Source organism: Pseudidiomarina terrestris, assembly GCF_030466375.1.
Lineage (GTDB): Bacteria > Pseudomonadota > Gammaproteobacteria > Enterobacterales > Alteromonadaceae > Pseudidiomarina > Pseudidiomarina terrestris.
Genome location: NZ_JAGGJE010000001.1, coordinates 925,274 through 945,058 on the forward strand (window position 1 = coordinate 925,274; position 19,785 = coordinate 945,058).

Here is a 19,785-nt window from a genome sequence, read left to right on the forward strand (position 1 = left end):
ACTCCTGTTATAACACTGATGGGCGTTGCTGCTGCACGGTAAAGGGCTGTTGCAACAGAGCCGTTAACTTGTCTACCGGCAATGCCGGGGCTAAATAATGACCTTGGGCGAGCACGCAATTTCGTTGCAAGAGGAAATCTACCTGCTGCTGTTCTTCGACGGCCACCGCGATGACTTGCAAACGAAGATTGTGAGCAAGTCGGATAATACTTTCAACCAATTCAGTCGGTACTGCCTGGTTAGGCATCTCTGCAATGAGCTCCGGCGCAATTTTTAACACGTGGGGAGGGCAGTAACGAATGGCTTCAAGTAATGAATTACTGACACCTGTAACGTTAACACATACGCGCATTCCGAGTTGCTTTAGCTGTTCCACGGTCACTTTGTGGCTGCGGCAGAGTTGCAGATAAACCGACTCATCGAATTCCAGCTGGATGCTTTCAGCGCTTAGCTGTGCACGTTTACGGTAGTGGGTCACCAGTTCAGGTAACTCTGGCATGGTCAGTTGCCGTAAGGATAGATTAATACTTATCGTTAAACTGCGCTGTTGCTCTTTTTGCCAGAGTGCCAATTGCTGACAGGCGGTTTTGAAAATAAAGTCAGTAATTGAAAAAATCAGCCCTGTTTGTTCCATAAGCTCAAGAAAGGCACGGGGTTCGATCAGCTCACCGTTGGGGGTACGCCAGCGCAATAAGACTTCAACGCCAACAATGCTGGACTGTCGCAGTTGCACCACCGGCTGGTAATACAGTTCCAGTTGCTCAGACTCTAAGGCAAGGCGTAGCGCTTGCAGCCGCTGCCGCCGTTGTTTCAGTTCGAGCTGCTGTTCACTGTGATAGAACTCGATACCAAAATAACCTTGCTGACGTGCACTGTAGAGTGCGCTGTCGGCATTGTAGAGGATGCTGTCGGTCTCATAGTCGGCGTCACTGGCATAGGCGATACCGATCGAGGCCGAACAGTAAATCTCATGTTGTTCGATAAAAAGCTGTGGCGTAACAGAGTGCCGGATCGACTCAGCGAGCGCCAGATTGGTGTTGTCATCGGCGCTGCTGGTAACGACCACAAAGCTTTCCGTGCTGGTACGGGCAATAAAAGCCCCAACCGGGAGTGCTTTTTGAATACGTAACGCGATTCGCTTGATGATTTCGTCGCCGATGAGGTGTCCAAGAGCGTGATTTAATTCGCGAAATGAATCAATACTGATCACCATGACGGCAAGTGGCGATGACTGTTGTTGCGCCTCAGCCAGCTGCTGTTCCAGATAACGCAGCAGGCCGTTACGATTGGGTAATTCGGTTAAGGCATCATGATCCGATAAAAACAGCAGGCGGTCCTCGGTGTCATGCATATGTCTTAATTGCTGCGTGGCATGTTTCACCAGTTGCTGACGGGCATGCAGTCGCTGCTGCAGCAGATGGGAACGCCAGCCCAGAAAAAGTCCGCCAAGGCTGAGCAGAACGCCACCAAACAGCACCAGCAACACACTGGCTGAATACATGGCGTCAAGGCGCTCGCGCGTGGGCCAAAGGTGCAGTTGCCATTCGTTCGAGGCAAATTTGAGCGGGCGTTCAACGGCCCATTCCGCGCGTAATTCATCGGTCCCGGCAAAACGATAGATGGCTTGGCTATCCATGCTGATTTCAACCTGGTAGCCCTCGGTAATTTCACTGCGAACCAGATCATCGAATAGCCGGTGAATATCAACCACTAAGGTTAAAAAGTTGGCCTCATCAGTATTGCTGTAACCGGCTGCTAACACGATATCTTCAGGTGCCTCAGCTAGCGAACCTGCCAGAGCGCTTTGCGCATGTGGCCGCAGCGGCTGCTGCGCAAGTTTACTGGCGATTGGCGTGTCACTAAATTCGGTAGCGCCCAGCACCGGCTGACCTTTGGCAGCCCGGGAAAAGACCGGCTCAAAGCGATGATTGAGCACCAGAATGCGCTGTAACGATGGATAGTAAAGAAACAGCGCATTCGCTTCATCCGCTAATGTCTGCAACTGCTGCTCTGGTTCCCGGGCGAGGCTACGCGCAGTCCACTCAGTGGCAAACGCATAGGTAAGCAAGACCTGGCGGAACTGTTCTTCCAGTTGCCGGGTATCTTCGCTTAAGCGGGCAGCAATGGCCTTGTTCTCTGAATGCAATACCACTTGCGCGGCCAGGATTGTGAGGACGATGCCTGTTACGGCGATCAGCAGCAGTTTGCGCAGCAGCAGCCATCGTCCACGAATCATGCGTTAAGCTCACTACGGTTAGCGAACTCAATTAAGGCTTCAGGATTTGCCAGAGCGTCGGTATTTTTGACTTCCTCGCCATGAATGACCTGACGCACAGCAAGTTCTACGATTTTGCCACTAATGGTGCGCGGAATATCTTGCACTTGCGCAATGACCGCCGGCACGTGACGCGGAGTGGCATTGGCACGGATGGTGCGACGGATCTCTTGTTCCAGCTCGGCATCAAGTGTTACGCCATCGCGCAGTCGCACGAATAACACGACCCGCTCATCGTCCTGCCACTGCTGGCCGACGGCGATGCTCTCAAGCACCGCATCCACTTTCTCTACCTGTCGATAAATTTCTGCAGTACCGATGCGCACGCCACCTGGATTCAGTACTGCATCAGAACGGCCGTAAATAATGACACCATCGTGTTCAGTGAGTTCGGCGTAGTCTCCATGCGCCCAGATATTATCAAAGCGTGCGAAGTAGGCATTAAAGTAGCGTTGACCGTCGTCATCGTTCCAGAAGCCGATAGGCATGCATGGGAAGCTGTTACGGCAAACCAGCTCGCCTTTTTCACCCTGGACCGGTTGCCCCTTATCATTGAAAACCTGCACGTCCAGCCCGAGCCCCCGGCACTGTAATTCGCCACGATAGACTGGCAGCGTCGGACAGCCCAGCGCGAAACATGAGACGATGTCGGTGCCGCCGGATATGGAGGACAAACAGAGATCAGCTTTGATATCACGATAAACATAATCAAAGCTTTCAGGTGCCAGTACCGAACCTGTGGTCAAAATAGTGCGCAGGGCACTCAAATCGTGACTTTGGCCAGGCTTGCACTCTGCTTTTTCAAGGGCTGAGAGGTATTTTGCACTGGTACCAAATACGCTGATTTTTTCCTGTTCAGCGATATCCCACAGAATTTCAGGCGCAGGTGCAAACGGCGAGCCGTCAAATAATACCAGTGTTGCGCCTTGCGCGAGTCCTGACACCAGCCAGTTCCACATCATCCAACCGCAGGTTGTAAAATAAAAGAACACGTCGTCAGAACTTAAATTGGTATGTAGCGCTTGTTCTTTCAAATGCTGCAGCAGGGTGCCGCCGGCACCGTGGACGATGCATTTGGGTACACCTGTGGTGCCTGAGCTGAACATAATATAAAGCGGGTCGTTGAACGCGGTTGGGGTGAACTGCAGAGGCGCGGTGGGCGCGCTGCGGTCGACCCAATCGTGCCACCACAGGTTATCTTGCTGGCTGGCCTGCTCAACATCAGCAAACTTCACCAGCACGAACACCTCGACACTGGTCAGCTGGGCCCGTATAGCTTCGGTTTTGCTGCTGATATCAAGGCATTTGCCATTATAAAAATAACCATCAACGGAAAGGAAAACCTTCGGCTCGATCTGACCAAAGCGGTCCAGCACACCTTGCACACCGAAGTCCGGAGAGCAGGATGACCAGATAGCGCCAAGGCTGGTGGTGGCCAGCATAGCAACGATCGTTTCGATGCAATTGGGCATCATCGCCGCGACCCGATCGCCTTTGCCCACCCCCTGTTGTCGCAGTTGATGGGCAACGGCTGCAACCTGGCGGTGCAATTCGTTATAGCTGATGGCCTGGCGACTGCCGTCTTCGCCCCGGAAAACCAAGGCATCGCGGCTATCTTTGTAACGCAACAGGTTCTCGGCAAAATTAAGCTGTGCTTGCGGAAACCAGCTGGCGCCTGGCATTTGCTCAGGATCTTTGACGGTCATGCTGCCCGGTTCGCCGATAACCTCCAGGTAGTCCCAAAGGTAGCGCCAGAAGTCGGCGCTTTGTGCGACCGACCAGCTATGCAGTTCATGGTAGTCGCTAAGGGCCAGGCCAAATTTGCTGTTCACATGTTGCAGGAAATCCGTCATGCGTGCGTCTGCAACACGGTCGGCGGAGGGTTGCCACATCATTTTGTTATTCATTTTCGGGCTCCCTTTAAATTAGTGGTTCGATTGTTTTGCTATTTCAGCCAGGGCAACCTGTGAGCGCGGCTGCTGACCTAAGCTCGCGCAGATGCGTTGTCCGGCGCTGATCAGGTGCGGCAGGTGAATGCCAGTTTCATAGCCCATGCCTTCCAGCATGTAGACGACATCTTCACTGGCAACATTGCCACTGGCGCCTTTGGCGTAGGGACAACCGCCTAACCCGGCGACTGCGCTATCAAGAGTACGGACGCCCAGCGGTAAGCAACTGGCGATATTGGCAAGGGCCTGTCCGTAGGTATTATGAAAGTGTAAGGCGAGGTGCTGCATCGGTACTTTCTCAGCCACCGTCGCCAGCATTCGTTGTGCTTTAAGCGGTGTACCGACGCCAATGGTGTCGCCAAGTGACACTTCGTAGCAGCCCATAGCGAAAAGCTTTTCCGCCACCCAGGCGACCTGTTCAGGGGCAATGTCGCCTTCATACGGGCAACCGAGTACGCAGCTGACATAGCCACGCACCTTCAGGTTGGCCGCTTTGGCCGCTTCCAGCACCGGCTCAAAGCGAGCCAGGCTCTCAGCAATGGAGCAGTTGATGTTTTTCTGGCTGAAGCTTTCTGATGCAGCGCCAAAAATAGCAACTTCATCCGCGGCCGCTGCACGCGCGGCTTCAAAGCCTTTCAGATTCGGTGTTAAGGCTGCGTAGGTGACGCCTTTTTTGCGCTCGATAGCGGCGAAAACATCACCGCTATCGGCCATCTGCGGCACCCACTTAGGGCTGACAAAGGAGCCCGTCTCGATGTAACTCACGCCGGCAGCGGTGAGATCATTGACCAGTTGAATTTTGGCACTGACAGGAATTGCCTGCTCATTCTGTAAGCCGTCGCGGGGACCGACTTCGACCAGTTTTATCTGTCTGTCACTCATAGTTACTCCTCAGCTGCGGCAATGCTCAACAGTTCAGCGCCGTCGCTCACCAGATCACCGGCGGCGAAAAAGACCTGTTCGACTTCCCCTGCGTAGGCCGCACGAATGGTGTATTCCATTTTCATAGCTTCCATAATCAGCAAGGGTTGATCGGCTTCTACGCGGTCGCCGGGTTTCACCAGCACCTCAACAATAGTGCCGTTCATCGGTGCCGTCATTGAGCCTTCGCCAGCTTCCTGGATGAGCGTATCGGCCACCAAGTGGCGGGCGAAACGTACACTTCGTTCGGCAGAGAATACCGTAATATCATGTGCCGTTGGCATAACATAGACGAAGAACTGATGGCCGTCGCGGGTTACTTGCAAACGGTCGCCGACCAGTTTTGCTTGCCAGGCACTGTCGTCGAAATTGCTGTACCAATCGCCATCGCGTTGACGAAGCTGTACAGCCAGTTCCGTGTCGTCATGTTTTAACTCGAGCCCGAACTGATCGTTCTGATTGACGCGGAAGCCGCGCAGCTGCTGCCAGACCGAAGCTGATGCCTGTTGCTGTTCATACAGGTTTTCGGCAAGCGCGGCGAGCACCGCGTAGTCTTCGATAGCGCGATCGGCGGTGCTGCTAAAGAGGGCATCATGATGATGCTCGATAAAGCGCGTGGTCAATTCCGCGCGTTGAAAATCCGGATGCCGGGCAATACTGCGCAAGAAATCGATGTTAGTGCGAACGCCGGCAATACGATAATCATCAAGCGCACGAATTAAGCGGCGCAGGGCAATGGTACGGTTTTCACCCCAGACCACCAGCTTGGCGATCATAGGATCGTAATAGGCGCTCACTTCGTCGCCTTCGATAACGCCACTGTCGATGCGCACCACTGCGGAAGTTTCCGGCGTACGCAAATGGTGCAGTATTCCGGTGCTAGGGAGAAAATCGTTGGCGGGATCTTCGGCATAAATCCGCGCCTCAAAGGCATGTCCTGACAGCTGTAGCTGATCCTGACTCAGTGGCAGGGTATCACCACTTGCGACTAACAATTGCCACGCGACTAAGTCCTGGCCGGTCACCATTTCCGTGACGGGGTGCTCAACTTGCAGGCGTGTGTTCATTTCCATGAAGTAGAAGCTATTATCGATATCGAGCAGGAACTCGACGGTACCGGCGCCAACGTAATCAATGGCCTGAGCGGCGCGTATCGCGGCTTCGCCCATGGCTTCGCGGGTGCGCTCACTTAGTGCCGGAGCAGGAGCTTCTTCAATGACTTTCTGATGGCGACGTTGCACCGAACAGTCACGCTCAGCTAAATAGACTGCATTGCCGTGTTGATCGCAGAAGACCTGAATTTCGACATGGCGCGGCTGAGTGATGAATTTTTCAACCAGCATTTTGTCGTTACCAAAGGAAGCCTGTGCTTCACGTTTGGCTGAGTCAAATGCGGCTTTAAACTCGCTGGCCTTTTCGACCACCCGCATGCCTTTACCACCACCACCGTAAGCTGCTTTCAACAGCACCGGATAGCCGATTTTATCGGCTTCTTCAGCAAGCTTTTGCAGACTCTGTTCGTTGCCATGATAGCCAGGCACCAGTGGCACTTCAGCTTCACTCATGATCGACTTGGCCGCACTTTTTGAGCCCATCGCGGCAATCGCACTGGTGGGCGGTCCGACAAAGATGATACCGGCATCCGCACAGGCATCGGCAAAACCTTCATTTTCAGACAAAAAGCCATAGCCCGGGTGAATGGCATCGGCCCCGGTTTGTTTTGCTGCGGCAATAATTTTGTCAATGACCAGATAGCTCTCGGCACTTGGTGCGGGGCCAATAAAGACACTTTCATCGGCCATCAGCACGTGTTGCGCGTGCCGGTCGGCTTGCGAGTAGACGGCGACAGTAGCAACACCGAGTTCACGCGCCGTACGCATGATGCGACAGGCAATTTCGCCGCGGTTAGCAATTAGCAACTTGTTGATCATTGCGAATCCTTTTTCCAATTAGGGCTGCGCTTTTCTAAAAACGCGGATAATCCTTCCTGGCCTTCACTTGAAACACGTATTTCAGCAATACGCTCAATAGTGAGGCGCTGATGGGGAGCATCGATAGGCTGTTGGTCGAGATCGGCGATGAGCTGCTTGGCTGCTGTGACCGCCGCCGGGCTGTTGCTCAGTAGTGTATCGCGATAGCGTTCGAGGGCAGAGTCAAAATCGCTGACGATTTCGTGGACCAAGCCCATTTGTAATGCTTCCGGTGCCGCAAAACGCTCTGCTGTAAGCATGTAGCGGCGGGCCTGACGAGTTCCGATGGCGCGCATCACGTAGGGACTAATGACCGCCGGAATCAAGCCAATTTTGACTTCGCTCAGGCAAAAACTGGTGCGTTCTTCCGCCAGCACAATGTCACAGCATGCGGCCAGGCCAACAGCGCCGCCAAAGGCTGCGCCTTGCACCAGAGCAAGCGTTGGTTTACTCAGTTGATCCAGGCGTTCCATTAACTGTGCCAGTTGTTTGGCATCGGCAATATTTTCATCGTAATTTTTGTCCGCCATGGAGCGCATCCAGCCCAAATCGGCACCGGCAGAAAAATTGCGGCCCGTTGAGGCAAGCACAACCATGCGGCAATCCTGATGCTGCTCGATGGTGTCAAAGGCGTCCAGTAGCTCGCCGATCATGACATCGTCAAAGGCGTTATGTACCTCAGGACGATTTAGCGTCAAGGTCGCAACCTGATCAGCGACGTTGAGCGTAATATAGCGATAACTCATGGCAACTCCTGTTACATCCGGAACACGCCGAACTTAGTGTCGGCAATCGGGGCATTGTTGGCAGCAGCAAGGCTCAGGCCTAATACGGTGCGGGTCTGGGCCGGGTCAATAATGCCATCGTCCCACAGTCGTGCCGATGCGTAGTAAGGGTGGCCTTGTTGCTCATACTTCTCGATGATCGGCTGTTTGAGCTTCTGCTCTTCCTCAGCCGACATGGTTTCACCTTTACGGGCCAGGTTGTCTTTGGTGACCTGAGCCATAACGCCAGCAGCTTGTTCGCCACCCATCACTGAAATGCGCGCATTTGGCCACATGAACATCAGCGTCGGATCATAAGCGCGACCGCACATGCCGTAATTACCGGCACCATAACTGCCGCCAATGAGGACGGTAAACTTAGGCACCTGGGCGCAACTAACCGCTGTCACCATCTTGGCGCCGTGCTTGGCGATGCCTTCGGCCTCGTACTTTTTACCGACCATGAATCCGGTAATGTTCTGTAAAAATACCAGCGGGATTTTGCGTTGTGCACACAGCTCAATAAAGTGCGCGCCTTTTTGCGCCGACTCGGAGAACAAAATACCATTGTTAGCAACAATACCGACAGGGTAGCCGTGGATACGGGCAAAGCCGGTTACCAGGGTGTTGCCGTAGTTTTGTTTAAATTCATCAAAGTCGGAGTCATCCACGATGCGGGCGATGACCTCATGCACATCATAGGGCTTGCGTAAGTCGGTGCCGACAATGCCGTACAGTTCTTTGCTGTCATAGCGCGGTGGCTTGACGGGTGTCGGGGTGTTTGGCGTTGCCGCCTGATAATTGAGCCGCGCGACAGACCGACGAGCCAGAGCAAGGGCATGTTCATCGTTCATGGCAAAGTGATCAGCAACACCGGAAATACGGGTATGCACATCGGCGCCGCCCAGTTCCTCGGCACTGACTTCTTCACCGGTCGCCGCTTTCACCAGCGGCGGGCCTGCCAGGAAGATGGTGCCTTGTTCTTTGACGATGATGCTTTCGTCGGCCATGGCCGGCACATAAGCACCACCTGCGGTACAAAGACCCATCACCACTGCGATTTGCGGAATACCTTTGGCGGACATAGTGGCCTGATTAAAAAAGATCCGGCCAAAATGATCGCGGTCAGGGAACACTTCATCCTGCCGCGGCAGGAATGCACCACCGGAGTCGACCAGATAGATGCAGGGCAGGTGACAGCGTTCGGCAATCTCTTGCGCGCGTAGATGTTTCTTCACGGTCAATGGGTAGTAAGTACCGCCTTTTACCGTGGCATCATTGGCGACGATCATGCATTGCACGCCTTCAACCTGTCCGATTCCGGCGACCACGCCTGCTGCCGGGACCTCGTCTTCGTAACATTCCCAGGCGGCAAACTGGCCAATCTCAAGGAAAGGCGAGCCGCTGTCGAGCAGCTTTTCGATCCGTTGCCGCGCCAGTAACTTACCGCGCGACAGGTGGCGTTCCTGATACTTAGGGCCGCCACCTTGTTTAATTTTTTCGACATTTTTAAACAGATCGTCGACGACCGCTTGCATGGACTTCACATTCGCCAGGAAGGTTTCGTCCTTAGTGTTCACTGAGCTGGATAGAACCGTCACAATTACGCTCCTTTCGCTTAAGCTGATTCACTGAACAGTTCGCGACCGATCAGCATGCGACGAATTTCCGAAGTTCCGGCACCGATTTCATACAGTTTGGCATCGCGTAACAGGCGTCCGGTCGGGTACTCATTAATATAGCCGTTACCACCGAGGAGTTGAATGGCATCAAGCGCCAACTGGGTTGCCAGTTCCGCAGCATACAAAATGGCACCGGCCGCATCTTTACGCGTGGTTTCGCCGCGGTCACAGCTTTGCGCGACGGCATAAACGTAGGCACGGGCTGCATTGGTCCGGGTGTACATGTCGGCGACTTTACCCTGTACCAACTGGAATTGACCGATGCTTTGACCGAATTGCTTGCGGTCATGTAAATAAGGAACGACCACATCAAGACAGGCCTGCATAATGCCTAAAGGACCTGAAGCCAGTACTGCGCGCTCATAATCGAGTCCGCTCATCAGTACTTCGACGCCACCGTCGACTTCGCCCAGAACGTTTTCTACCGGAACTTTGCAGTCCTCAAAGACGAGTTCGCAGGTATTGGATCCGCGCATGCCCAGTTTGTCGAGTTTCTGTGCGGTGCGGAAGCCCGGGTAATCTTGTTCGATAATAAAGGCGGTGATGCCGCGCGAGTTCTTATCAGGGCTGGTTTTCGCATAAACCACCAGCACATCGGCCTCGGGACCATTGGTGATCCACATTTTGTTGCCGTTAAGGATGTAGTGGTCGCCCTGCAGGTCCGCGCGTAGCTTCATGCTGACTACATCAGAGCCAGCATTAGGTTCGCTCATCGCCAGCGCACCGACGTGTTCGCCAGAGCAGAGCTTCGGCAGGTATTTCTGTTTTTGCGCTTCGTTACCATTGCGAGCAATCTGATTCACACAAAGGTTAGAGTGAGCGCCGTAGCTCAAGCCCACGGACGCTGACGCGCGACTGATTTCTTCCATGGCGATCACGTGTTCGAGGTAGCCAAGACCAGACCCCCCATATTCTTCAGGCACAGTCATGCCCAGCAGGCCAAGTTCGCCAAATTTTTGCCATAAATCCGCTGGGAACTCATTTTTTTCGTCGATTTCTGCTGCGCGTGGCGCAATTTCTTCCCGCGCAAAGGCGTTTACCGTTTCCCGAATCATGTTGGCGGTTTCGCCCAAACCAAAATTTAAACTGCTAAATTGGCTAATCATAACTTCTCCTGCGTCATTTATTGCTGTGCTTCGCCGGATGGCTGCAAATCGTTAAGTTCGTCCCGGCACCGTTCTTCCAGGTTGCCGAGCTCGACCAATAAAACCTTAATATCTTCCAGTTGCTGATGCAGCGATGCACGCTTGTCATCAATCAACTCCAAAACCGTAAGTAACTGACGAGCACTACTATTTTCCATGTCATAGAGATCAAACAAACGTTTGGTCTCGGCCAGGGAGAACCCTAAGCGCTTACCGCGTAGTATGAGTTTAAGCCGGACCCGGTCTTTGTTGGTGTACAGGCGTGTTTGACCCTGCCGCGTGGGAGCGAGCAGGCCCTGGTCTTCATAGAAGCGAATGCTGCGGGTGGTAATGTCAAATTCCCGTGCCAGTTCGCCGATGCTGTAGGTCGTGATATCGTTCATTTTACTTGCATTCTGGCTTGATAGAGCGTTAAGCTTAAATCAAGTTGACGTTAACGTAAAGGTAAGAAGATAAACGCGAGGTTTTGGCCTGGCTTGTGACCAAGGCGGTGTTCTTAACCTGTTTATTTTCATTAAGGAGATTTTATGTCTGATGCAGTAGTTATTGTTGCCGCAAAGCGCACCCCTATGGGTGGCTTTCAGGGTAGTTTAAGCGCAGTGGATGCCCCCAATCTGGGTGCGGCTGCAATCAAAGCAGCGGTTGCTGAAAGTGGCCTCAGCCCGGACGATGTCAGTGAAGTGATCATGGGCAACGTTTTGCCGGCGGGTATTGGCCAGGCTCCGGCGCGTCAGGCTAGCCTTTATGCCGGACTGCCGAAAAGTGCAGGTGCAACCACCATCAATAAAGTTTGTGGCTCAGGTCTCAAGGCTGTCATGTTTGCGCATGATCTGCTGCACGTGGGTTCTGCCGATGTTGTGGTCGCCGGTGGTATGGAGAGTATGACCAATGCACCGTACTTACTGAAAAAAGCGCGCTCAGGTTTCCGCATGGGGCACGACGCCATCTATGATCATATGATGCTGGATGGCCTGGAAGATGCGTACGAAGGCAAGGCCATGGGCGGTTATGCCCAGGGTACCGCAGATGAATACAAATTAGGCCGTGAAGACATGGACGCGTTTGCGCTGGAATCTTTACGCCGCGCGCAGGCCGCGATCGAAGACGGTGCCTTTGCCAATGAAGTGATCGACGTGACCTATAGCACCCGCAAGGGCGATGTCACAGTGAATATTGATGAGCAGCCAGGTAAAGCCATGCCAGAGAAAATTCCTTCGCTGCGCCCGGCATTTGCTAAAGATGGCACCATTACCGCCGCCAATTCCAGCTCAATTTCCGATGGTGCGGCAGCCCTGGTGCTGATGCGTGAAAGTGATGCCAAGGCCCGTGGCCTGACGCCGCTGGCGCGCGTTATCGGCCATGCGACCCATTCGCAGGCGCCGGCCGAGTTTACCGTGGCGCCGATTGGCGCGATGAACAAGCTGCTGGAGCGGGTCGGCTGGCAAAAAGACGAGGTCGACCTGTGGGAAATTAATGAAGCTTTCGCCATGGTAACTATGTTGGCCATGCAGGAAATGAAACTGGACCACGCCAAGGTCAACGTCCACGGTGGCGCTTGTGCCTTAGGTCACCCGATTGGTGCCAGTGGCGCCCGCTTATTGGTGACCTTGCTGCACGCCTTGCGTCGTCATGGTAAGCAGCGCGGCGTGACGTCCCTGTGCATCGGTGGCGGTGAAGCCGTCGCGGTCGCTGTTGAGTTAATTTAAGCGGCGTTTCAAGGACGCCAGATAGACGGCGCTGGCAAGGATGGCAGCGCCAATGGCGAGTCGCAACCAGTCAACCTGATCGCCCCAGAACAGGAAGTTAACCAATAGCCCGGCGGGGATCAGCATATTATTCATGGTCGCCAGCTGGGCAGTATTGACGCGCTTACTGGCAAGGTTCCAGGCTAAATAGCCGACGCCGGAAGCGGCTAGACCGAGCCATAGCAAAATGCCCCACTGCAGGGCCGTGGCGGGTTGCATGCTAAAGTTAGCGAAGGCTGCCATCGCCAGACCTGTGGTCAGGGTGGCACCGATAAAAAACAGCGCGAACACGTGGATCTGATTGCGCTCATCGCCAAGCGGCAAACGTTTATAGAAGACCTGTCCGGCGGCGAAACAAAGGTTGGCGCCCTGAATTAAGAAAAAGCCTGTTAAAAAGTCATCGCTCAGTGGATTGAAGCGAATCACTGCTGCACCAATCACCGCGAGTGCCGCGGCGCTCCACCAGGACCAGGGCAGATGTTTACGCTGAAAGACGACCTCATCGATGAGTGTGACGTACAAAGGCGTGAAAATAGTAAACAGCAGTACCTCGGCGACGTTTAAATACAAAAAGGCGTGGTACAGCAGCAGATACATGACGCCAATTTGTATGGCGCCAATACCAGCCAATGCCAATTGTTTGGGCAGGGCTAAGCGGCCTGGCCGCCAGAAAGGCAGAAACAACAGCAAAGCTAACGCCATGCGGATAAAAACAGCAATGTAGCCATCCACCTGGCCAGCGAGAAACTCACCAATCAGAGAAAAGCTCGCGGCCCAGAGTGCAGTGACGGCCCAAAGAATCCACATGTAAAGCTCCTAAAGATGCTGTTGGTGACTATCGCGATACGTACTGGGCGCAATTCCCATAACTTTCTTAAACAATCGCGAAAAGTAGTAGGGGTCATCGAACCCCAGACTTTGTGCAATGGTGCGCACGGAATCGGTACTGCTGTCGAGCTGCTGACAGGCTAATTTAATTTTGAGTTCATTAAAGTAACGCATCGGTGAGGTACCGGTGACAGCTTTAAATTTTTTCGCAAAGTGAAAGCGCGACAGCCCGGCCACCTGGGCTATATCTGCCAGGTCCAGATTGCGGTGACTATTGTCTTGCATGAACCGTTCCAGCGCAAGCAGGTCAAAATCCTGAGTATGCTGGGCTTGACTGGCAAGGTCCGGTAGTTGCGCCATAAGATTTTGGAACAGGGTGGCGGCGCGTACAGCCCGTTGCCGTTGCCAGCGCTGATGCTGCAGGTTGAGTAAGTCAGTGACACTGGGCAGCAGGCTCTGCCAGTTCTCTAACTTGAGCACGAACTGGCCCGGTTGCAGACCAAGTATGTCCATGCTGTGTGATGCTTCCAGACCACTGAAGTGGGTCCAGTAAATGCTCCAGGGGGTGTCTTGGTCGGCCTGATAGGCATGCGCGAGACCCGCCGGCAAGAGTAGTAACTGGCCAGTGTGAAGGCTGCCGCTTTGCACGCCCTGGTCGGTATGGACACGATAATGGCCGCAGCCGCGATGGCAAAATATGAGCAAATGATCGGTATGTGCCTCACGCTCAACGCGGTGCCCACGGGCCGCCAGATAATGGCCGTAGGCCACCGGGTAAAAGTGTTTGCTCAGCGGATGCCGGGCCAGATGCTCGATCAGTTCCAGCGGCAATACGATGCGTGAACTGCCAGCAGGAAGGGGCCAGCTTGATGGTTGGCTCATAAAAGAATCTCAAATAACAATTTTGTCCATTATAGGGGCAATATCGTTAATGTTAAAGAATCCGGTTCAATGCTTAAATACGAGCCATAAAAATCATTAGTCAGCACAACGAGGTAATTCATATGACTAAGCAAGTACCACTTTATATTAATGGCGAATTCGTCGAATCGAAAACCAGTCAATGGATTGATGTGACCAATCCAGCCACCCAGGAAGTCATCGCGAAGACGCCATGTGCTACCCAGGAAGAAATGGCCGCAGCCGTTGCCAGCGCAAAAGAAGCGTTTTTAACCTGGAAAGAAACTCCGGTTTCCGAGCGCGCGCGGGTGATGATGCGCTACCAGGCGTTGCTCAAAGAGCACCACGATGAAATCGCAGAGATCCTGGCCAGCGAAACAGGTAAGACCTTCGATGATGCCAAAGGTGATGTCTGGCGTGGTATCGAGGTGGTTGAGCATGCCGCCAACATCCCTTCGTTGCTGATGGGTGAAACCGTGGAGAACGTAGCCCGTGGTATCGATACCTACAGCTACACCCAACCCCTGGGCGTGTGTGCGGGAATTACACCCTTTAACTTCCCGGCAATGATTCCGCTGTGGATGTTCCCCCTGGCAATTGCCTGCGGTAACACTTTCATCCTGAAGCCGTCTGAACAGGATCCGCTCACTCCAACCCGTCTGGTTGAACTGTTCGAGCAAGCTGGCGCGCCAAAAGGCGTATTGCAAGTGATTCACGGCGCGAAAGACCAGGTCGACTTTATTCTGGATGAACCTGCTATTCGTGCGATTTCCTTCGTTGGTTCCGTGCCTGTCGGTCAGTACATCTACCGTCGTGGTACTGAGAACATGAAGCGCGTGCAAGCCTTTGCCGGCGCTAAGAACCACTGTGTGATCATGCCTGATGCCAATAAGAGCCAGGTGATCAGTAATCTGGTCGGTGCTTCAGTAGGTGCTGCTGGTCAACGTTGTATGGCGATTTCCGTGGCCGTGTTTGTCGGTGCGGCGAAAGACTGGATCCCTGAAATTGCGGAAGAGCTGAAAAAAGTTCGTCCGGGAGCCTGGAACGATAAAGCTGCCGCGTTTGGACCTTTGATTAGTCCACAGGCGAAGCAGCGCGTGGAAAACTTTATTAAGCAAGGCCAGGAAGAAGGCGCAACCCTGCTAGTTGACGGTCGTAATTGTGAAGTGAAAGACTTCCCGGACGGCAACTGGGTAGGGCCTACCATGTTCAGTGATGTGACCACGGACATGGAAATCTACAAAAACGAAATCTTTGGTCCAGTGTTGTGTGCAACCAGCACCGATACGCTCGAAGAAGCCATTGCGCTGGTGAATGCGAACCCATACGGCAATGGTACCTCGATGTTTACCGCCAGCGGTGCCGCCGCGCGTAAATACCAGCATGAAGTTGAAGTCGGCCAGGTCGGTATTAACATCCCAATTCCGGTACCGCTGCCATTCTTCTCGTTTACAGGTTGGAAAGGCTCGTTCTTTGGCGATCTGCATGCCTACGGTAAGCAAGGGGTGCGTTTCTATAGTGAAACCAAAACCATCACAGTCCGTTGGTTTGAAAGTGACATTGCCGACGTAAACGGTCCGAACATGACCATTGACTTGAAGTAACGAGGTGCGCCATGGATTTTAATTTAACAGACGACCAACAAGCCTTTGTCGATACGGCGAAGGCCTTTGCTGACAAAGAACTGGCGCCTTATGCTGCCGAGTGGGACGAAACCTCCCACTTTCCGGTAGAAGTGTTCCGTAAAGCCGGCGAAATGGGCTTTATGGGCATGTACACGCCTGAAGAAGCGGGCGGCTTCGGTATGAACCGACTGGATGCAGCGCTGATCTTTGAGCAGTTGTCGATGGGCTGTACCACGACGACAGCGATGATGACGATCCACAATATGGTGTCGTGGATGATTGGCTCTTTCGCTACACCAGAGGTTATCGAGGAGTGGGTACCTGAGCTGGTCACCGGCGAGAAGCTGGGGTCCTATTGTTTGACGGAACCAGGCGCCGGCTCTGACGCGGCAAGCTTACGTACTTCTGCCAAGAAAGACGGCGATGAGTACGTGATCAATGGTTCAAAAATGTTTATCTCCGGCGCTGGCAGTACCGATGTTTTGGTAGTGATGGCTCGCACCGGTGAAGCCGGTCCAAAAGGAATTTCGGCATTTGTGGTTCCCGCTGACGCTGAAGGCGTGAGCTACGGCAAAAAAGAAGCGAAGATGGGCTGGAACGCTCAGCCCACACGTTTGGTAACCTTCGAAGACGTGCGTATTCCGGCGAAAAATCTGCTTGGCGCTGAAGGTGAAGGCTTTAAATTCGCCATGATGGGCCTGGACGGCGGCCGCATTAACATCGCCGTATGTTCGGTAGGTACCGCGCAGGCGGCATTAGACACGGCCCGCAACTACATGCTGGAGCGGACGCAATTTGGCAAAGAGCTGGGCCATTTCCAGGCGCTGCAGTTTAAGCTTGCCGATATGGCGACGGAACTGGTCGCCGCGCGGCAAATGGTGCGGCTGGCAGCCTTTAAAGTCGACAGCAATGATGCTGACAAAACCACCTACTGTGCGATGGCAAAACGCTTTGCCACAGATGTGGGCTTCCAGGTGTGTAATGAGGCTTTACAGATCCACGGTGGTTACGGCTACATTAAAGAATACCCATTAGAGCGTCATGTGCGTGATGTTCGTGTGCACCAGATCCTGGAAGGCACAAATGAAATTATGCGGGTCATCATTGGTCGCCGGATTTTGGCTGACATTGACCGCGCCATTCTTTAAGTTCGCAACTAACAAGGAACTATCATGAGTACAGTGGTTCAGTTCGAAGAACGGCAAACCGCCTGTGGAAAACGCCTTGGTATTGCCCGTCTTGATTCAGAGAAATCGTTGAATGCGTTGAGTCTGGCCATGATTCAGCAGTTACAGCCGCAACTTGACGAGTGGGCAGGTGATCCGGAGATCGCCTGTGTCTGGCTGGAAGGCGCCGGCGAGAAAGCCTTTTGTGCCGGCGGTGATATCGTTGCCATGTACAAGGCGATGCGTGACCAACCCGGCGTTCTGGTTGACGAAGTTGCTGACTTCTTCAGTCAGGAGTACCGCTTAGATCATTGCATTCACTGTTACCCCAAGCCTTTGGTTATCTGGGGCGATGGGATTGTCATGGGCGGTGGTATGGGCCTGATGAATGGTGGTAGTCATCGTATTGTGACGGAACGTTCACTACTGGCCATGCCGGAAATCACTATAGGTCTTTATCCCGATGTTGGGGCGACCCACTTTCTCAATCAGATGCCCGAGGGCTGTGGTCTGTTCCTGGGTCTGACTGGCGCGCAGATTAACGCCTGCGATGCTTTGTTCCTGAAACTTGCGGATCATTTTATCGCCAGCTCAAGCCGCGACAAGATCCTCGATGCACTCGCCGATATCCAGTGGGGCGAAACGCCCAGCTTAAATCAGCAAAAAGTGTCCGATGTGTTGGCGAAATGCTCTGAAGCAGACAGCAAACACCGTCCTGCCGGCCAGGTAGAGCCCAATCATAACCTTATTAAAGAGCTGACAGCGGGTGATGAACTGGTGCCTGTGGTCGATGCGATAACCAGTCTTGATACGGATGACAAGTGGCTGAGTCGCGCCAGCAAAACCCTTGCTAATGGCTGTCCGATGACCGCTCATATTGTCTGGAATCAGTTGCATCTTGGCAAAGACTTGAACCTTGCCGATTGCTTCCGACTGGAGCTGACCTTATCAGTGAAATGTGCCACCCGTGGCGACTTTGCTGAGGGAATTCGGGCGTTGCTGATCGACAAAGATAAACAACCGAAGTGGCAGCATGACTCAGTGGCTGATGTGGAGGCAGAAGAAGTCGACGAATTCTTTACCTCACCCTGGGCTGAAGATGAGCATCCACTTGCCGACTTAGGACATTAAAAAGGACAATCTTATGGCAACAGTAGGATTTATTGGTTTAGGTAATATGGGCGGGCCAATGGCCGCCAATCTGGTCAAAGGCGGCCACAAGGTTACCGTATTCGATCTTTCTGAAGCAGCGCTGGAGCAGGCACGTGCTGCTGGCTGTAGCGTAGCCGGAGAGGTTTCCGAGGTCACTCAGGGCGCTGATTTTGTGATTTCCATGCTGCCTGCTGACCACCATGTGGAAGGCGTGTACCTGGGTGATAAAGGACTGCATAAAACCCTGTCTAAAACGACCCTGGTCATCGACTGCAGCACCATCAGTGCGGAAACCGCACGCAAACTTGGCGCAGAACTTCAACAAAGCGGTATCGAGTTTATCGATGCGCCGGTCTCCGGCGGTGTCGGTGGCGCTAAAGCAGGTACCCTGACGTTCATCTGTGGTGGCGCCGAGAGTGCCGTTGAGCGCGCCCGCACTGTCCTTAACGACATGGGTAAAAACGTTTTCCGTGCTGGCGATGCTGGTGCCGGGCAGGTGGCTAAAATCTGCAACAACATGCTGTTATCGGTGCTGATGGCGGGTACTTCTGAGGCGTTGCAGCTGGGTATTGCGCATGGACTGGACCCCAAAGTCTTATCGGAAATCATGCTGCAGAGTTCAGGTCGAAACTGGACGCTGGAAGTTTATAATCCGTGTCCGGATGTGATGGAAGGCGTACCTTCGAGCAATGATTATCAGGGTGGCTTCCTGGTTGACCTGATGGCAAAAGATTTGGGGCTGGCACAACAGGCAGCATTACGCAGTGGTGCCAGTACGCCAATGGGCTCGTTAACCCTGAATTTGTATCGCAGCTGGGCGCAACTTGGTCACGGTCGGGAAGACTTCTCGAGCATTTTCAAGTATGTTACGCCGCAAACTAAGAAGTAGGAGCAACGAATGGATATTGCATCGAGTACAATTGTTATTACCGGCGGAGCGCAAGGCTTAGGCCGTGCCATGGCAGAACACTTTGCTGAGGCTGGTGCGTCACTGGCGTTAATCGACATGAATCAGGACACCCTGAACGAAGCGGAGCAGATTTGTGCCGAAAAAGGTGCAAAGAAAGTGCAAGGCTATGTCGCTAACGTGACCGACGAAGGCGCAGTTGAAGAGGTCTTCACGACCATTCAAAACGACTTCGGTGGTATCAATGTGCTGATTAACAATGCTGGTATTTTGCGCGATGGCTTGCTGATCAAATGCAAAGACGGTGAAATTACTCAGAAAATGCCGCTGCAGCAGTTCCAGTCAGTGTTGGATGTGAATCTTACCGGTAGCTTTTTGTGCGGTCGTGAAGCTGCGGCACACATGGCGAAAGCGGGCAATGGCGGTGTCATTATCAATATCTCCAGCGTGGCACGCGCGGGCAACATGGGCCAGACCAACTATGCTGCAACCAAAGCGGGCGTGGTGGCAATGACGGTCACCTGGGCGCGTGAACTCGGACGATTCGGTATCCGCTGTGGCGCCATTGCACCTGGCTTCATCGAAACTCCGATGACCGCTCAGATGAAACCTGAAGCTATTGAGCGGGCGTTAAGCATGGTACCTTTACGCCGCTGGGGACAGCCAGACGAAATTGCGCACAGTGCGCGTTACATCATTGAAAATGACTTTTTCAGCGGACGTGTGTTAGAAATAGACGGAGGCGTCCGACTATAA

Annotated in this window: 16 protein-coding genes; 6 read left to right on the forward strand and 10 right to left on the reverse strand. The window is 53.4% G+C overall.

The genetic code is table 11. The features are described from left to right. Positions 1-7: 7 nt before the first annotated feature. Genes J6J28_RS04495 through J6J28_RS04530 form a run of 8 tightly spaced genes read right to left on the reverse strand, consistent with a single transcriptional unit; the run spans position 8 to position 11,089 of the window. A complete protein-coding gene (locus J6J28_RS04495) occupies positions 8-2,236 on the reverse strand; it encodes a putative bifunctional diguanylate cyclase/phosphodiesterase (RefSeq protein ID WP_301720120.1) in 2,229 nt (742 codons plus the stop codon). Beyond that, a complete protein-coding gene (locus J6J28_RS04500) occupies positions 2,233-4,182 on the reverse strand; it encodes an acetoacetate--CoA ligase (protein ID WP_301720121.1) in 1,950 nt (649 codons plus the stop codon). Before J6J28_RS04500 ends, J6J28_RS04495 begins: the two co-directional genes overlap by 4 nt. 18 nt (positions 4,183-4,200) lie before the next feature. Further along, a complete protein-coding gene (locus tag J6J28_RS04505) occupies positions 4,201-5,106 on the reverse strand; it encodes a hydroxymethylglutaryl-CoA lyase (RefSeq protein WP_301720122.1) in 906 nt (301 codons plus the stop codon). Positions 5,107-5,108: 2 nt separating this feature from the next. After that, entirely contained in the window at positions 5,109-7,076 is a 1,968-nt protein-coding gene (locus J6J28_RS04510) for an acetyl/propionyl/methylcrotonyl-CoA carboxylase subunit alpha (protein ID WP_301720123.1), read from the reverse strand. Further along, a complete protein-coding gene (locus J6J28_RS04515; RefSeq protein WP_301720124.1) occupies positions 7,073-7,861 on the reverse strand; it encodes an enoyl-CoA hydratase/isomerase family protein in 789 nt (262 codons plus the stop codon). Before J6J28_RS04515 ends, J6J28_RS04510 begins: the two co-directional genes overlap by 4 nt. Before the next feature lie 11 nt (positions 7,862-7,872). Beyond that, positions 7,873-9,480, reverse strand: a complete 1,608-nt coding sequence (locus tag J6J28_RS04520; protein WP_301720125.1) for a carboxyl transferase domain-containing protein — start codon at positions 9,478-9,480, stop codon at positions 7,873-7,875. 17 nt (positions 9,481-9,497) lie between these two features. Beyond that, positions 9,498-10,667, reverse strand: a complete 1,170-nt coding sequence (locus J6J28_RS04525; RefSeq protein WP_301720126.1) for an isovaleryl-CoA dehydrogenase — start codon at positions 10,665-10,667, stop codon at positions 9,498-9,500. A 17-nt stretch (positions 10,668-10,684) separates the two neighbouring features. Beyond that, a complete protein-coding gene (locus tag J6J28_RS04530; protein ID WP_301720127.1) occupies positions 10,685-11,089 on the reverse strand; it encodes a MerR family transcriptional regulator in 405 nt (134 codons plus the stop codon). A 144-nt stretch (positions 11,090-11,233) separates the two neighbouring features. Between J6J28_RS04530 and J6J28_RS04535 the strand changes: the two genes are divergently transcribed. Next, the gene (locus tag J6J28_RS04535) at positions 11,234-12,412 is read left to right on the forward strand and encodes an acetyl-CoA C-acyltransferase (protein ID WP_301720128.1); all 1,179 of its coding nucleotides are present in this window, start codon (positions 11,234-11,236) and stop codon (positions 12,410-12,412) included. Here J6J28_RS04535 and J6J28_RS04540 read toward each other — a convergent pair. Then, on the reverse strand, positions 12,404-13,258 hold the full coding sequence (locus J6J28_RS04540) for an EamA family transporter (RefSeq protein ID WP_301720129.1): 855 nt from the start codon (positions 13,256-13,258) through the stop codon (positions 12,404-12,406). The genes J6J28_RS04535 and J6J28_RS04540 overlap by 9 nt on opposite strands. A gap of 9 nt (positions 13,259-13,267) precedes the next feature. Further along, the gene (locus tag J6J28_RS04545) at positions 13,268-14,161 is read right to left on the reverse strand and encodes a helix-turn-helix transcriptional regulator (protein WP_301720130.1); all 894 of its coding nucleotides are present in this window, start codon (positions 14,159-14,161) and stop codon (positions 13,268-13,270) included. Positions 14,162-14,283: 122 nt separating this feature from the next. Here J6J28_RS04545 and J6J28_RS04550 point away from each other — a divergent pair, with 122 nt between their 5' ends. Genes J6J28_RS04550 through J6J28_RS04570 form a run of 5 tightly spaced genes read left to right on the forward strand, consistent with a single transcriptional unit; the run spans position 14,284 to position 19,785 of the window. Next, a complete protein-coding gene (locus J6J28_RS04550) occupies positions 14,284-15,783 on the forward strand; it encodes a CoA-acylating methylmalonate-semialdehyde dehydrogenase (RefSeq protein WP_301720131.1) in 1,500 nt (499 codons plus the stop codon). A gap of 11 nt (positions 15,784-15,794) precedes the next feature. Then, a complete protein-coding gene (locus J6J28_RS04555) occupies positions 15,795-16,952 on the forward strand; it encodes an acyl-CoA dehydrogenase family protein (RefSeq protein WP_301720132.1) in 1,158 nt (385 codons plus the stop codon). A gap of 24 nt (positions 16,953-16,976) precedes the next feature. Beyond that, positions 16,977-18,101 (forward strand): enoyl-CoA hydratase/isomerase family protein, encoded by a 1,125-nt coding sequence (locus J6J28_RS04560; RefSeq protein WP_301720133.1) that lies wholly within the window; start codon positions 16,977-16,979, stop codon positions 18,099-18,101. A gap of 13 nt (positions 18,102-18,114) precedes the next feature. Then, a complete protein-coding gene (mmsB, locus tag J6J28_RS04565; RefSeq protein ID WP_301720134.1) occupies positions 18,115-19,011 on the forward strand; it encodes a 3-hydroxyisobutyrate dehydrogenase in 897 nt (298 codons plus the stop codon). 9 nt (positions 19,012-19,020) lie between these two features. Then, positions 19,021-19,785: an SDR family oxidoreductase gene (locus tag J6J28_RS04570; RefSeq protein WP_301720135.1), complete on the forward strand. Its 765-nt coding sequence runs from the start codon at positions 19,021-19,023 to the stop codon at positions 19,783-19,785.

Coding starts and splice junctions, on each gene's coding strand:
- J6J28_RS04540 (WP_301720129.1), bottom strand. CDS start 13,258: ATGTGGATTCTTTGGGCCGTCACTGCACTCTGGGCCGCGAGCTTTTCT.
- J6J28_RS04515 (WP_301720124.1), bottom strand. CDS start 7,861: ATGAGTTATCGCTATATTACGCTCAACGTCGCTGATCAGGTTGCGACC.
- J6J28_RS04535 (WP_301720128.1), top strand. CDS start 11,234: ATGTCTGATGCAGTAGTTATTGTTGCCGCAAAGCGCACCCCTATGGGT.
- J6J28_RS04495 (WP_301720120.1), bottom strand. CDS start 2,236: ATGATTCGTGGACGATGGCTGCTGCTGCGCAAACTGCTGCTGATCGCC.
- J6J28_RS04500 (WP_301720121.1), bottom strand. CDS start 4,182: ATGAATAACAAAATGATGTGGCAACCCTCCGCCGACCGTGTTGCAGAC.
- mmsB (WP_301720134.1), top strand. CDS start 18,115: ATGGCAACAGTAGGATTTATTGGTTTAGGTAATATGGGCGGGCCAATG.
- J6J28_RS04525 (WP_301720126.1), bottom strand. CDS start 10,667: ATGATTAGCCAATTTAGCAGTTTAAATTTTGGTTTGGGCGAAACCGCC.
- J6J28_RS04550 (WP_301720131.1), top strand. CDS start 14,284: ATGACTAAGCAAGTACCACTTTATATTAATGGCGAATTCGTCGAATCG.
- J6J28_RS04555 (WP_301720132.1), top strand. CDS start 15,795: ATGGATTTTAATTTAACAGACGACCAACAAGCCTTTGTCGATACGGCG.
- J6J28_RS04545 (WP_301720130.1), bottom strand. CDS start 14,161: ATGAGCCAACCATCAAGCTGGCCCCTTCCTGCTGGCAGTTCACGCATC.
- J6J28_RS04530 (WP_301720127.1), bottom strand. CDS start 11,089: ATGAACGATATCACGACCTACAGCATCGGCGAACTGGCACGGGAATTT.
- J6J28_RS04570 (WP_301720135.1), top strand. CDS start 19,021: ATGGATATTGCATCGAGTACAATTGTTATTACCGGCGGAGCGCAAGGC.
- J6J28_RS04505 (WP_301720122.1), bottom strand. CDS start 5,106: ATGAGTGACAGACAGATAAAACTGGTCGAAGTCGGTCCCCGCGACGGC.
- J6J28_RS04510 (WP_301720123.1), bottom strand. CDS start 7,076: ATGATCAACAAGTTGCTAATTGCTAACCGCGGCGAAATTGCCTGTCGC.
- J6J28_RS04560 (WP_301720133.1), top strand. CDS start 16,977: ATGAGTACAGTGGTTCAGTTCGAAGAACGGCAAACCGCCTGTGGAAAA.